Below are 14,047 nucleotides of genomic sequence, written 5' to 3'. Positions count from 1 at the left end.
CACTCCTTTACTTTCCACATTCTCTCTTACTATAATGAAATCATGTCACAACAACTGCATGATTATGTCACGTCCCAACTCCGGAAAGGTTTCAGTCGGGAACAGATTAAACAGGCACTTTTAGCAAGCGGATGGCCTGCACAGGAAATTGACAATTATTTTCTTACGATCCCTACCGTTTCACCGTCTCCTGCTTTTTCTTTACAGAAATACGCAAAATTTATTCTTCCTGCCGTTCTTGTCCTCGTGATTATCGCGGGAAGTACTTTCTATCTGTTACGGCAAAACGCTTCTGTTCAGGACCAAATACCAGAGACTGTAAACGAGACTCAAACAGAGTCATCAACACCTTCAAGTGCTAGTTCGCCCTCGGATCAACCGTCTTCAGCATCCACCGGAGCCACTTTTGAAGAGCACCTAAGCACCTGTTCTCAATATAAAGATACGTTCGAACATCCGTTGACGGGAGAGGCAATGGAACGGGAAATTGTCGGTGAAACGGACGATAAATGCCTTTATGTGGAACAGATGCCAAACGGCGGAAAGATGGAATGCCGCTACACGGAATACGAACGGCGTGCTGTTGCACAGTTTCATCTTGACGAAGCTGCTGCTGAACTGTCAGAGACAAGTATCCATATGGATGGTACTAAAGTAACTGCAGAATATACTCTGGATGGAAAAGTAGTTGAGAATCCTCTGGCTGAAGCACTTGAGAACGGCACTTGCGTAATAAGCGGTTATTAATCCTCCTCTCTCCTCCCTTCTCTATTATTAAGGCTTTTCGAAGCCTCAGATTTTACCAACATATCAATGTCCTTGAATTTAAAGATATGTAATTGTATAACTATTATTGGGATCGATACTAGTTCCGGTCTCGTAATCTCGCCCTGCTATATGCGAGGGAGCCGGGGTCTATGGAACAAACAGCTTTTACAGCTAATTTACATATTATTTACCGCGTATTGCCGTAAGAAACGTATAGTAACGATATGTCACTTACTGTAGAACAAAAACAGCTATTGCTGTTCGGTTCGCTCGGATTATTTCTCATTTTTAATTACCTGGCAAGTACAGTGAATGTACTTGCAGGATAACATCGTATGTTTTATCCGGATATACTGCTTTGGGTGAGCTTAGTCTTTTCTGTAATTGGCGTCGTTCTGTATTCGTTTCATATCCGGCAAAAGTACGGAAAGACAGAAGAAAAATTAAAGGAACATAATTACGGAGTTTCCTGACCGACGGAGGGATCTATCTGACGGGCTAGTTCCAGATAATGTGAGGCTTCATTCATTTGCCCTTCACTTTTATACAAAAGATGCAACGCATACAAGACATCCCGTGATTCCGGATTTCGTGCGAGCGTTTCCTTGAGAAGTTCTATTTGCGCTTTTCTCAAGTGAGTATCGGCAAAAATATCAGCTTCTTTCGCGGCTATTGTATTCTTGTTTTCAGGAAGAAGTGACTCAAAAAAAGAGGTTTCTTTGCCCCGCTTTATAATCGACACAAATGCATCGTCTTTGCCTTGAAGCAGTTGAAAATACTCGTCGGGCATAATCTGCGAGTAAAGTATATTTGCAACAAGAAACATAAATAGAAGCCCATAGGTAATAGCCAGTGTAATATGCGTAAACCAACTCATCAGAGAATCATTTGAATATTGCTTTTTCTTATTTTTTTTGCCGGACATATTGATTATTATACCTTTTTATCTCACTTGTCACGTATCTTCTTCTGACTTATACTGAAACTATGGCGATAGATTTACATGAATATAAAAAACTGTATCTGCAAACCTCACAGGAACTGCTCTCAACTATTAAAAACGGACTGATAGCAATGAATACGAATCCCGGTGATAAAAATGTCTTGGCGGAAGTCCACAGGGCAGCACATTCTTTCAAAAGCCAGAGTCTCGTAATGGGCTATGCACAATTAGGGCTTTGCGGGCGTGTTCTTGAGGCTCTTTTTCTCGGCATGAAAGAAGGTTCCATTGATCCTAACGCAGAACTTAGTGGAATAGTGAATGAAACACTGGAAGCAATGGATACCTCCCTTGCCAACGTGCGGAACGGTCAGGGGGAACTGGATTTATCATCACACATCTCAAAAATTGAAAATCAGGCCGGAATTACAGTGCACTAATTAATATGGCTCTAGACTAGCACATTAACAATTTGTAATAGTTCATTGTAAAGGATCGATGGGGATTTGCTCCATCTCCATTCACACTCTTTCAAGTGTAATGGAAAGTTTTTCTTTACACCATTGAACTTAACGAGACGTCTTTTACAAAAGGACCAGAATGACTCTATGCCATTGATATGGACCCCTTTTGTATTTGAGAACTCATTTTTCTTGTGATTGATTCTCAAATGTTTGTCATACCCGACATCAACAAGTCCGTTGTATCCGCTCCACGAATCTGAATATACAGTACTGTTCAAGTCAATCTTTCCCTTCATAACAGCATGTAGCGTTCTTCTTTTACAGTTTGGAATGATACGAGTAAATACACGTCCTTGACGCTCATATATCCCAAATACTACCTGCTTAAATGACGTCCCACGACCTCTTTTACTTGACTTGCCTCTCATCCTTCGAGGTCCAAAGTATGATTCATCAATTTCTATCTCACCACCAACATATCGTTGCATCTGGTGCACTTGGTGATGATATATGAGTTGACGAATATTATTGTAATATTTGTTGACTGTATTGCGGTTGAGACCCAAAATACCAGAGGTCTGTGTAGCACTCAGATCGTGTGCAAAACACCATAGTATCTTTTTTCTCTTGTATTTTGATATCGGCCTATTGTTACAAACCATACCTCTAGTTTAGCACTACTCTGCTAGTCTAGAGCCTTAATATTACTAATTTTGAAATAACGGATGTATATACTGCTCGCAGACGACGACACTTTTTTCCAGAAATTTTATCAGTCACAGCTAACGGCAAAAGGTTATGAAGTGAGTGTTGCGGTAGACGGAACTGATGCGATGGCCAAGCTGCACGAAAAAAAACCGGATATCCTAATCCTTGATCTCATCATGCCTCAGAAAGACGGGTTTGAAGTTTTGACAGAAATGTCACAGGAACCGTCTTTGAAGAATATTCCTGTTTTGATTTTCTCGACACTGGGACAGGAAAAAGATGTACAACATGCCATGGAACTCGGTGCAAAAGGATATGTAAATAAAAGTTTTTTTGACTTTGATGCTTTGGTCGCCAAGATCGAACAAGTATCAAAGCTATAATCACCTATGCTTCTCAAAGAAGAAGAGCTGAAAGAGCTTCTCAAATCAATAAATATTCTTGACGATGCCAAAATAAAATTGGTTGAGCAATATACCAAGGATGCTCATACGGATTTTACGGATGCACTTCTTCAGATGAATATCATTTCAGATGAAAAGCTCGGAATCACAATTGCCAATCATCTGAAGATCCCGTTTGTCTCACTTGCCAAGATTTCTATTGCTGAGGATGTTTTCCATATCGTTCCGGAAAAAATCGCCCGAAAGAAAAAAGTTATCGCTTTTGCACGCGATCAATCAGGGATCAAACTCGCAATGGCAGATCCGCGGGACAAAGAAATCATAGACATGGTTTCTCACAAAACTCAGGCAAAAATTATTCCTCACCTTGCGACGGAACGGGATATTCTGAATACCTTTTATATTTTTAAAAAGGATCTCCAGAAAGCATTTGATAAACTCCTCGGTGATGCGAAAGAAAAAAAATCAAGCCATGATGTTTCCGTTTCAAAAATCGTTGATCTTATTCTTGAAACCGCTTTTTATGACAAAGTCTCAGATATTCATATCGAACCTCAGGAAGAGAATGCTCTTGTCAGATACCGTATTGACGGAATTTTACATGACGTGGTGACGTATCCGAAATATCTGCATGAACGAATCATTACCCGCATAAAGGTCCTGTCACAGCTTCGTACAGACGAGCACATGAGCCCGCAGGACGGAAAGATGAGATTCGAGATTGAAGACAGTTATCTTGATCTTCGCGTCTCAATCATCCCGATCGTAAACGGTGAGAAATCAGTACTCCGCTTGCTTTCCACCCAAAACAGGTCGATTACCCTGACTGATCTTGGCATGAGCGATGAAGATCTGGAGAAAGTCAGCCGGGCATATACAAAATCTTACGGCATGATTTTGGCAACCGGTCCGACGGGATCAGGAAAATCTACATCCATTTATGCCATTTTAAAAGTCTTAAATACTCGATCAAAAAACATTACAACGATTGAAGATCCTGTTGAGTACCGCATCGAAGGCGTCAATCAGATTCAGGTAAATAAGAAAGCAAATCTTACCTTTGCAAGCGGACTGAGATCTATTTTGCGGCAGGATCCGAACATCATCCTCGTCGGAGAAATCCGGGATTCGGAAACCGCAAGTATTGCCGTTAATGCAGCTCTGACAGGTCACTTGGTGGTATCTACACTTCACACCAATGATGCGGCAACGGCACTGCCCCGCCTGATGGATATGAAAATTGAGCCTTTTTTGGTAGCTTCAACTGTCAATGTCATCATCGCTCAGCGTCTGGTCAGAAAAATCTGCGAAATGTGCAAGACAAAAGTAGATGTCTCTTATGATGATTTCAGTAAAAACATACCGCCCGAGCTCATCAAACAACATTTCGGAACGAAAAAAGATATTCATATCTACAAAGGTGCCGGTTGTGATATCTGTCATTCGACAGGATACATGGGACGACTGGCCGTGTTTGAAGTGCTGGAAGTTACAAAGCCGGTACGTGAACTGATTTTGAAGAAGGCTGATTCCGATGTCATTATGCAGCAGGCTAAAAAAGACGGAATGCTCACCATGCTTGATGACGGACTTGCCAAAGTCGCTGAAGGACGGACGACTATAGAAGAAGTACTTCGCGTCACCAAAATCGAAGCTATGTAATATTATGGATACTAAAAAATTATCACTCCAGACAAAAGATAAAATCGCGCTTTTTGATAATTTATCAACGATGCTGGCTGCCGGAATCTCAATCCTGGAGGCGGTTGATTCACTTTTGGAGGATTCCAAGGGGAATCAAAAGAAATTGTTATCTGAACTGCGTCAGGATTTAACTCAGGGGAAACAGGTGTATGCCTCTTTTGCCCGTTTCCCGAATACCTTCGACAAAGTAACGGTCAATATCATCCGTGCTTCAGAGGAAGCCGGGACTCTTGACGTTGCATTAAAGGATATCAAAAAGCATGTCCAGAACGAGATGGAATTTTTGGATAAAATCAGGTCGGCAATGATTTATCCGATTGTAATCATGGTAGTATTTTTTCTCGTGATGCTTCTTATTCTGATTTTTGTTATGCCGAAACTGGCATCCGTATTCGGACGTATGGATGTGGAACTTCCTCTTCCGACAAAGATACTCATGTTCATGTCGGACCTGATCATTCACAACACACTTGCCCTGATTGTGGGAGTGGTATTACTCATTCTCGGATTTATCGTACTTTATATCAAGAAACGGGCATTTGTATTGCGGATATTTTTCTCATTTCCCCTTATCTCAGGCCTGATCAAGCAGATTGATATTGCACGTTTTACCAGAAGTATGGCATTGCTGCTTTCTTCGGGACTTACCATAACTAATGCATTGGAACTGTGTGAAGAAATAGTCTGGAGACGGGATATGCAGAAACTGGTAGCGCATACCCAAAAATCCGTACTTTCAGGAAAAAGATTCGCAGAAGGTATCCGGGACGGCAAAGGATTAGTCCCGATGATTGTTATCAAATTGGTCGAAGCAGGAGAAAAAACGGGATCACTCGACAAGGCAATGCAGGATGTTTCGGAACATATGGATTATGAAGTGCAGAGATCTTTAAATACGCTTACTACTCTTCTTGAGCCTGTCATGCTGCTTTTTATCGGGGTAGTCGTCGGAGGAATGATGCTCTCTATCATAGCCCCTATCTACAGCCTGATCGGACAAGTAGGGGCACGATAATTATGAATAATCACCTGAAACAACAAGGCTTCACCCTGATAGAACTGGGCATCGTTTTGGCAATCATGGCAATCATGTTGACTCTGGCAATTGTCAGTCTATCAGGTGTACAGCAGCAGGCATATTCAAGCAAATCACTCGAAATTCTGCTTTCAGATATCAAACTCCAACAGACAAAAGCGATGAACGGTGCATCGGATGACGGAAACACCTATCGATACGGAATCCATTTTGAAACAAATACTTATACTTTATTTCAGGGTGACACCTACACGCCTTCAGACAGCAGAAATTTTACGGTAACACTCGACGGACAACTTGCTTTCAACAATATTACGTTCCCGGACTCCCAAATTGTTTTTGAAAAAGGGAGCGGTGAAATTGTGGGATTCACCGCGGGAAACAACAGCTTCGGCTTATCAGACGGGACAATAATCGGTTTAAACGCTTTGGGAGTTTTCACACAATTACCCTAACATGCAAAAAGGACAATCACTCATAGAAATACTTATTGTTATGGCTCTCATGGCCATGCTTCTCCCTGTATTGATCGGCTCTCTCATAACTTCCCGTGAAGGCAGACCGCAGCAGCAAAAAAGGGCAATTGCGGCACAAAAACTGCAGGAAACAAAAGAGGCGCTAAGGAGTATCCGCGAATCAGGTTGGAGCAATATTCAGGACAACGGGACATATCACACCGTATCAGACGGCACCAGTTGGTCTTTAGCTCCGGATCCGATTACTGAAAACAGCATAACGACACAAGTTGAAATTTCTTCCGTGCTTCGCGATTCTTCAAATACAATTGTGAGCTCAGGAGGGACTATTGATCCTTCCACGAAACGGGTAGTCATTTCCATTTCCTGGAATGAACCGATCCCGACTTCTATTGACACGACTATGTACATGACCCGCTACCTTGATAATGCGACATATATTCAGACGACGGAAGCTGATTTTAATACAGGAGAGCACAACGGAACAGTCGTCACCAACACAAGCGGAGGAGAAGTAATCCTCGGACTCGGCGGTCGGGGCGACTGGTGCCAGCCAAGCACATCAATTGTCAACGAACTTGATCTCCCCGGAAGCGGCAATGCAAAAGACGTAAAAGCCTATGAAGGAAAGGCATTTACCGGAACCCATCAGGGAAGCGGCGGATCATTTGTAGAAGTTGCAATTGATAACAATTATCCGCCGAATGCTTCGATTGAATCGATACTCACCGGCTATGAGACAAACGATGTTTTTATAGACGGTAACTATGCGTATGCGGCAACCGGGGATGTGAGCCGGGATGTCATTATCATTGATCTGACAACGATGCAGGAAGTCGGGTACTTCAATGACACATCTTGGTTCGGGACTGCACAGGGAGTATATGTAAGAGACAATGTCGGGTACGTCACAATTGGATTTAATCTGCATACTTTTGATCTATCAAGCAAGACCGGATCACGTCCTGAGCTTGACCGTGTGATGCTGGCTTTCTTTGCAACCGGATACCGGCTGGCTGTCGTGAACGGATACGCGTATGTTGCTCTCGATTATGGCTCTTCAGAACTCCGTGTCGTTGATGTCCGGAATCCGAGTAATATCCGGAATGTGGCATATGCAAACGTAAACGGACAACGCGGACAGGAAGTATGGGTAAACGAAACGGGAACCCGGGCATATCTTGCGACAAGCAGCTCCGGAAGTCAGGATGAACTTTTTATCATAAATACCAGTAATAAAAGCGGGTCTATGCCGGTCATCAGCTCATATAATGCAAGCGGCATGAGTCCGACAGGAGTTGCTATGGGAACAGGCAATAAAATTATTCTGGTCGGGACAGGAGGAGAAGAGTATCAGGTTATTGACGTAACGAATGAAAACAGTCCTACAAAGTGCGGCGGCGCTCAAGTCGACAGCGGGATTTACGGAGTATCCACGGTACTTGAAAGTGACGGGGATGCGTATTCGTATATCGTAACCCGTGATCCTGCCGCGGAATTTAAAACTATTGTCGGCGGTCCCGGATTCAGTTATGCATCATCAGGAATATACGAATCCGCAACCTTCGACGTCGGATATTCGACGGCATTTAATCGGTTTATCCCGCAGGATGTTTTGCCTCCGAATACCAACATTCAATATCAGGTGGCGATTACTGACGGTGTAAGCGGAAGCTGCAGCGGTGCGGTATTTGATTTCGTGGGACCGGACGGGACACCAAGCACTTTCTATACTTCAGACGATCTGATACCTTTTGACGATGATAGTGCGGGATTTGAGAACCCGGGCAGGTGCTTCAGGTACCGTTCGTATCTTGAAACATCAGACTCATCATCCACACCCGTTTTTGAAGAAGCCGTAGTTAACTATTCACCATAATATGAAATCATTTTTTTATCAAACACACAAAAAGGGAGGGTTTACACTCGTTGAGCTTTTGATTTTTATGGCATTATTTTCCGTAGTCCTTGTAGTTTTATCTTCCTTATTTGCCGCAACAGTGCAGCAACAGCTTGAGAATCAGGGAATTTCAGCTACAGAAACAGACTCAACCTTTATTATTTCCCGAATGCAATACGATTTTGACCGTGCCGCCGCTGTTATTGAGCCGGCAAATCCCGGAGACACATCCGATACCCTTATCCTGGAAATCGCCGGACAGGAGCACGTATATGAGTTGTCAGGTGAAATTCTGACATTGACCACTCCGGCTGACACCTATCAGATGATCAGTCCGCGCTCAAGAGTTACAAGTCTTTCGTTCACACAGATCGGAAACATTGACGGTAATCCTACCGTTCAGGTACAAATGGCTGTGACAAGTGTCGCAGAAAATGCAACCGGAGCGGAAACAGCAACTATTGATACCATTTTCGGCATCAGATAATATATGAAACTTCAGCAAATTTTAAAAAATCAGGAAGGCCAGACATTGGTAACGTTGCTGGTATTTTCCGTGATGGCAATATCTGTCGCGGCGGCTTCCGTTGCTATCATGATAAACACCTCCCGCGCGACACATATTACCGAATCACGATCCGCAGTCATGGGAGCTGCAGAAAGCGGAGTTGAAAACGCAATTCTCAGACTTATCAGAAATCCAAGCTACTCCGGGGAGACTCTCATCCTTGATGACAATACCATAACTATCACTGTCACGGGAACTGATACCAAAACCATCCATGCAACAGCGGCTAACGGTTTGTTCCGACATACCATTCAGGCCACTGCTTCCTATATTGATAACCGGTTGACAGTTACCTCCTGGAACACGGTATACTGATAGTATGCGCGCTATTGTTTTTGTCGACCGAAAAGGTTTGTATTACTTTGGTGGGGATGCAAAAAATGCTTTATCCCTCACCTTCCCTCCGACATCCGTGCAGGACATGGAAGTCATAAGCGGTGAAGAGCTTTCCAAAGTAATCAGTGATTTTGTGAAAGCCAACAAACTCAAGCCCGCTGACGTTCTTTTATGTTTCTCTTCTCAGTGTTATTTTGAAAAGGTAATACCTGAAAAAACATCTCCGGAAGAAATTGAAACGCTTCGCATGGATTTTACCGACAATGTTCCTTTTAATAAAGTTTTGAGCAAACCCTATACGCAAGGAAACACCACCGTAATCGTCGCACTGAATAAAGAATTTGCATACGCCATAAAGAACGTTTTTGAATCGGCTGGATTTACGACACAGGCGATAGTCCCGACTTTTGCTCTGTACGGACAGCAGTCAGTCACGTTCAGCGGGCAGGTCGGAGGTCAGCTTATGAAGCACTTCAACTCACTCCAGCAGGTCTCTTTTCCGGTCAAGGATGAAGAGCCGAAAAATGTTGACCGTGATGAAAAAGAATTCTCGACACCGAAAAAACAAAGCAATAACAGACTTTATTTGCTGTTGGGAGTTTTTGCTGTCCTGATTGTAATTCTTGTAGCTTTTTATTTTTATATGCAGAAAAAACGGGCACCGAAACAAATTTCAAGACAACCGATTGATATCACCGCACCGGCCACGGTACCGATACTCCCTTCCGCCACACCGACAACGGCGTCTCCTACCGCAACTCTTAAGCCGGATATCCCGAAAGAAGATATCGAGATCAGGGTACTGAACGGTTCAGGCATTGCAGGAGAAGCGGATCGGGTACAGGATCGCCTGGCTGAGGCTGATTTTACCAATGTCACGACAGGAAATGCTCCAACTCTTGATTCAGAAAAAACGTCAATCGTCTTCAAGCCGTCGGTTCCGAGATCCTATAAAGACGAAATTACAACCATGATAAAATCCCTCGGCTATGAAGTTACTACCCGTGAAAATGATGAACTCACGAGTGACGTCCTCATCACAACTTACAGGCAGGATGAAGAAGAGTGATGTATTGCTTCTGCATTGATAACACAGCAAATACTCTTGACATGCCCTTAAAATTTCACTATTCTGAAAATATATTATTAATTTCTATGTACTATGTTAAAACTTAGAAACAATAAAGGATTCACGCTTATTGAACTGTTGGTCGTAATCGGTATCCTTGCAGTCCTTTTGGCTATGATAAAATCCCTCGGCTATGAAGTCTACCCGTGAAAATGATGAACTCACGAGTGACGTCCTCATCACAACTTACAGGCAGGATGAAGAAGAGTGATGTATTGCTTCTGCATTGATAACACAGCAAATACTCTTGACATGCCCTTAAAATTTCACTATTCTGAAAATATATTATTAATTTCTATGTACTATGTTAAAACTTAGAAACAATAAAGGATTCACGCTTATTGAACTGTTGGTCGTAATCGGTATCCTTGCAGTCCTTTTGGCTATTACTCTTATTGCTGTCAATCCAGGTCAACAGCTTCAGCAGGCAGATGACACAAAACGAAGAAGTGATATCAATGCCATTTTGAATGCTGTTAATCAATATATGGTCGCCAACAACGGACAAGTCCCGGGTACTATGGCTGCAACACCTGCGGCAATCAGTAACACAGGAGTTGATCTGTGCACACTTCTTGTCCCGACATATATCGCTGCACTTCCGCAGGATCCTGCCAGTAACCAGGGAGCAGACATCACTGACTGTACAGCTTATGACACAGGATACGAAGCATCAGCTGAAAACAATCGTGTAACCATCTATGCACCGGATGCAAATGGCGGCACAATCCAAGTCACTCGCTAAGTAAAAACCTTAAAACCCTCCGATTTCTTCGGAGGGTTTTTTTGTGATATACTGGTGGGCATATGGCTCAAAAAAAGATACTTCTTGTTGAGGATGATCAGTTTCTGCATCAGCTCTATTCCGATCTATTGAAAAACGAACACTATGATGTCACGGGGACCGTTGACGGCAAGAAGGCTTTTGATATGATTAAAAAAAATACCTGGGATCTCGTACTCCTTGATGTAATGCTGCCCGGTATGGATGGGTTTGAGATTATGGATGCTTTAACCGAAGAGCAGATAAAGCTAAAATGCCCGGTAATTTTTTTGACCAATCTTGATGCCAGTGATAATGATAAAAAGAGACTGGCAAAAGCGGCTGACCACTGGATAAAAAGCGATATGTCGCCGCCTCAATTTGTAGAGAAAGTAAACGCTCTTTTGAAGTGATTTTTACCCTCCTCTTACAGCTTAAATATCCCGATACGTGGATTTCCTGTATAATTATTTTATGGATCAAGCATTATTTGACGGTGTCATCAGCCGGCTCATTTTCTTCGGCTTTGTAGTCATCGGCGCAATCATTGCGTCGCTTCTTACTATTGGTTTCACATATCTCCTGGTGATCTATATCCGATTGAAAAAACGGGAACAAATGGCATATGAAATGATCACCCTTCAGGTGATAGTCCCGAAAGACAATGAGATCAAGGTTGATGCGGCTGAACAGATGTTTGCATCCTTCTCTTCTCTTAAAAAGAGCAGCGGCTGGCTGAGTTTTTTGGATGTTAGTGATGCCATGGCATTTGAGATTGTGGGGACAAAATCAGATATCCGGTTCTATGTGTCTGCTCCAAGCAAGATTGTTGATTTGGTTGAAAAAACTATCTACGGATACTATCCGTCCGCGGATATCAAAAAAGTGGATGAACCGAATATTTTTACCGAGCACGGTAAAGTTGCTTTTCAGGCAATGAAAGCAAGCAAGGAGACATACATGCCATTGAAAACATACCGCGATATCCCGAACGACACGATGGCGGCAATTACCTCTGCCCTTTCAAAGATGGATGATGATGAAGGGGCAATCATCCAGATCCTGATTCGCGGAGCGGATTCAAGCTGGAAATCAGAAGGAAGATCATTTATCTCCAGTACCAAAAAGAAAGAGGCCGACCCGAATGAAGCGACATTTGAGACTTCACAGAAAACTCTGGAAAAAATTGATGAAAAAACGTCTAAACCTGCCTTTGAGACTATGATACGCATTGTTGTATCGGCCAAAAACAGTGACACTGCCGACGCTCATCTACGAAATATCACCAACGCTTTTACCCAATTTGATTCCGATCACAATGAACTGACGAGTCCTAAAATATGGTTTAAGTCAGGATTTATGATGAACTTTATCTACAAGTTCTTTCCCGCATTTGAGATGCCCGGGACAAAACTTACTTCGATTATGACCGTGGATGAACTGGCATCAATGTTTCATTTCCCGAACAAGACTGTGGAAACACCTAATATCCAATGGCTGAAAGCAAAATCAGCTTCCGTAGCGGCTGAAGTCCCTATGACCGGAGGGACACATATCGGCTACGGCTACTATCGAGGTGTCAGACGGCCCGTCAATATTCACCTTAAAGACCGAATGCGCCACATGTATATCATCGGAAAAACCGGTGTAGGAAAATCAGAACTTTTGAAAGAGATGATAAAACAGGATATCAATGACGGAAAAGGTGTCTGCGTCATCGATCCTCATGGAGATTTGATAGATGATACTCTAAGATATATCCCGCCGGAACGCGCCGAAGATGTTATTCTGTTTGATCCTTCAGAAACCGAACGTCCGATGGGTCTCAATCTCCTGGAAGCACAAACTGAGGAGCAGAAGCACTTCATCACGGGAGCCATCATCAACCTGATGTACAAACTGTACGATCCCCAAAGGACTGGTATTATCGGTCCGAGATTCGAACATGCTGTCCGTAATGCCATGCTGACCATTATGTCCGAAGAAGGCTCAACCTTTATCGAAATCGTACGTATTATGACCGATCAGAAATTTGTTCAGGAGCTTTTGCCGAAAGTGAAAGACCCGATTGTCCGAAGATACTGGACTGATCAGATCGCCCAGACTTCAGATTTTCATAAATCCGAAGTTCTGGATTATATCGTTTCGAAGTTCGGACGTTTCGTTACGAACAAAATGATGAGAAATATTATCGGACAATCAAAATCATCATTTGATTTCAGGAATGTGATGGACGACGGGAAAATTCTTTTGATCAATTTATCCAAAGGAAAACTGGGAGAAGAGAACTCGACGTTCCTGGGACTTCTTATCATTCCGAAGATCCTGGCTGCGGCTATGAGCCGGGTGGATACTCCGGAAGAAGACCGTCGTGATTTTTTCCTGTATGTAGATGAGTTCCAGAACTTCGCAACACCTGACTTTGCCGTCATTCTTTCAGAGGCACGAAAATATCATCTCAGTCTGACCGTGGCAAACCAGTTTATCGGACAGATGGATGAGGAAGTGAAAAATGCAGTATTCGGTAACGTTGGTACTCTCATGTCATTCCGTGTCGGAGTAACGGATGCATCCTACTTAGCTCGTGAGTTCCAGCCCCGTTTCAATGAAAGTGACTTGATCAATATCGAACGCTTCCATGGGTACATGAAAACGATTGTAAACAATGAACCTGTCGAACCTTTCTCGGTCGATATGACAAAAGATATGGACGAACTGAAGAAAGCCCGCAATGAGAAGATTGCCCAGGCTATCATACAGCTTTCAAAACTCAAGTACGGGAAACCTGTCGAGCTTGTTGAAGCGGCAATCTCTCAGCGTGCCCGCCTTTAATTTTAGGAATAATTCAGGT

At 43.0% G+C, this 14,047-nt stretch carries 16 protein-coding genes; 14 read left to right on the top strand and 2 right to left on the bottom strand.

Going from position 1 to position 14,047, the window contains the following annotated elements; translation table 11 throughout:
- Nucleotides 1–42: 42 nt before the first annotated feature.
- Nucleotides 43–747 carry a hypothetical protein gene (locus IPM65_03080; protein QQS44558.1) on the top strand — a complete coding sequence of 235 codons (705 nt, stop codon included), beginning with the start codon at nt 43–45 and terminating at the stop codon, nt 745–747.
- Between the two features lie 478 nt (nt 748–1,225).
- On the opposite strand, the gene IPM65_03075 is transcribed toward IPM65_03080, so the two are convergent.
- Nucleotides 1,226–1,693, bottom strand: a complete 468-nt coding sequence (locus IPM65_03075; protein ID QQS44557.1) for a hypothetical protein — start codon at nt 1,691–1,693, stop codon at nt 1,226–1,228.
- Nucleotides 1,694–1,755: 62 nt separating this feature from the next.
- On the opposite strand from IPM65_03075, the gene IPM65_03070 reads away from it, so the two are divergent.
- On the top strand, nt 1,756–2,148 hold the full coding sequence (locus IPM65_03070; protein ID QQS44556.1) for an Hpt domain-containing protein: 393 nt from the start codon (nt 1,756–1,758) through the stop codon (nt 2,146–2,148).
- A gap of 11 nt (nt 2,149–2,159) precedes the next feature.
- On the opposite strand, the gene IPM65_03065 is transcribed toward IPM65_03070, so the two are convergent.
- Nucleotides 2,160–2,834, bottom strand: coding sequence for an IS1595 family transposase (locus IPM65_03065; GenBank protein QQS44555.1), 675 nt, complete (start codon nt 2,832–2,834; stop codon nt 2,160–2,162).
- A 63-nt stretch (nt 2,835–2,897) separates the two neighbouring features.
- Between IPM65_03065 and IPM65_03060 the strand changes: the two genes are divergently transcribed.
- The 12 genes from IPM65_03060 to IPM65_03005 all read left to right on the top strand — a co-directional run bounded on the left by IPM65_03060 (nt 2,898) and on the right by IPM65_03005 (nt 14,028).
- Nucleotides 2,898–3,263 carry a response regulator gene (locus tag IPM65_03060; protein QQS44554.1) on the top strand — a complete coding sequence of 122 codons (366 nt, stop codon included), beginning with the start codon at nt 2,898–2,900 and terminating at the stop codon, nt 3,261–3,263.
- Between the two features lie 6 nt (nt 3,264–3,269).
- On the top strand, nt 3,270–4,946 hold the full coding sequence (locus tag IPM65_03055; protein ID QQS44553.1) for a type II/IV secretion system protein: 1,677 nt from the start codon (nt 3,270–3,272) through the stop codon (nt 4,944–4,946).
- A gap of 4 nt (nt 4,947–4,950) precedes the next feature.
- Nucleotides 4,951–6,003: a type II secretion system F family protein gene (locus IPM65_03050; GenBank protein ID QQS44552.1), complete on the top strand. Its 1,053-nt coding sequence runs from the start codon at nt 4,951–4,953 to the stop codon at nt 6,001–6,003.
- 2 nt (nt 6,004–6,005) lie between these two features.
- Nucleotides 6,006–6,479 carry a type II secretion system protein gene (locus IPM65_03045; GenBank protein ID QQS44551.1) on the top strand — a complete coding sequence of 158 codons (474 nt, stop codon included), beginning with the start codon at nt 6,006–6,008 and terminating at the stop codon, nt 6,477–6,479.
- Between the two features lies 1 nt (nt 6,480).
- The gene (locus IPM65_03040; GenBank protein ID QQS44550.1) at nt 6,481–8,379 is read left to right on the top strand and encodes a prepilin-type N-terminal cleavage/methylation domain-containing protein; all 1,899 of its coding nucleotides are present in this window, start codon (nt 6,481–6,483) and stop codon (nt 8,377–8,379) included.
- A gap of 1 nt (nt 8,380) precedes the next feature.
- Nucleotides 8,381–8,887, top strand: coding sequence for a prepilin-type N-terminal cleavage/methylation domain-containing protein (locus IPM65_03035; GenBank protein ID QQS44549.1), 507 nt, complete (start codon nt 8,381–8,383; stop codon nt 8,885–8,887).
- Nucleotides 8,888–8,890: 3 nt separating this feature from the next.
- A complete protein-coding gene (locus IPM65_03030; protein QQS44548.1) occupies nt 8,891–9,283 on the top strand; it encodes a hypothetical protein in 393 nt (130 codons plus the stop codon).
- A gap of 4 nt (nt 9,284–9,287) precedes the next feature.
- Nucleotides 9,288–10,373 carry a LytR C-terminal domain-containing protein gene (locus tag IPM65_03025; GenBank protein ID QQS44547.1) on the top strand — a complete coding sequence of 362 codons (1,086 nt, stop codon included), beginning with the start codon at nt 9,288–9,290 and terminating at the stop codon, nt 10,371–10,373.
- A gap of 93 nt (nt 10,374–10,466) precedes the next feature.
- A complete protein-coding gene (locus IPM65_03020) occupies nt 10,467–10,583 on the top strand; it encodes a type II secretion system protein (protein ID QQS44546.1) in 117 nt (38 codons plus the stop codon).
- A gap of 154 nt (nt 10,584–10,737) precedes the next feature.
- Nucleotides 10,738–11,178 (top strand): type II secretion system protein, encoded by a 441-nt coding sequence (locus tag IPM65_03015; protein ID QQS44545.1) that lies wholly within the window; start codon nt 10,738–10,740, stop codon nt 11,176–11,178.
- A 62-nt stretch (nt 11,179–11,240) separates the two neighbouring features.
- A complete protein-coding gene (locus IPM65_03010; GenBank protein ID QQS44544.1) occupies nt 11,241–11,609 on the top strand; it encodes a response regulator in 369 nt (122 codons plus the stop codon).
- Between the two features lie 61 nt (nt 11,610–11,670).
- Complete coding sequence (locus tag IPM65_03005; GenBank protein ID QQS44543.1) at nt 11,671–14,028, top strand: type IV secretion system DNA-binding domain-containing protein; 2,358 nt, start codon at nt 11,671–11,673, stop codon at nt 14,026–14,028.
- The last annotated feature ends 19 nt before the right edge of the window (nt 14,029–14,047 follow it).

The sequence above is a fragment of the Candidatus Roizmanbacteria bacterium genome (assembly GCA_016700135.1).
Lineage (GTDB): Bacteria > Patescibacteriota > Microgenomatia > UBA1406 > GWC2-37-13 > UBA1450.
This window is presented reverse-complemented; position numbering and strand designations above follow the sequence as displayed.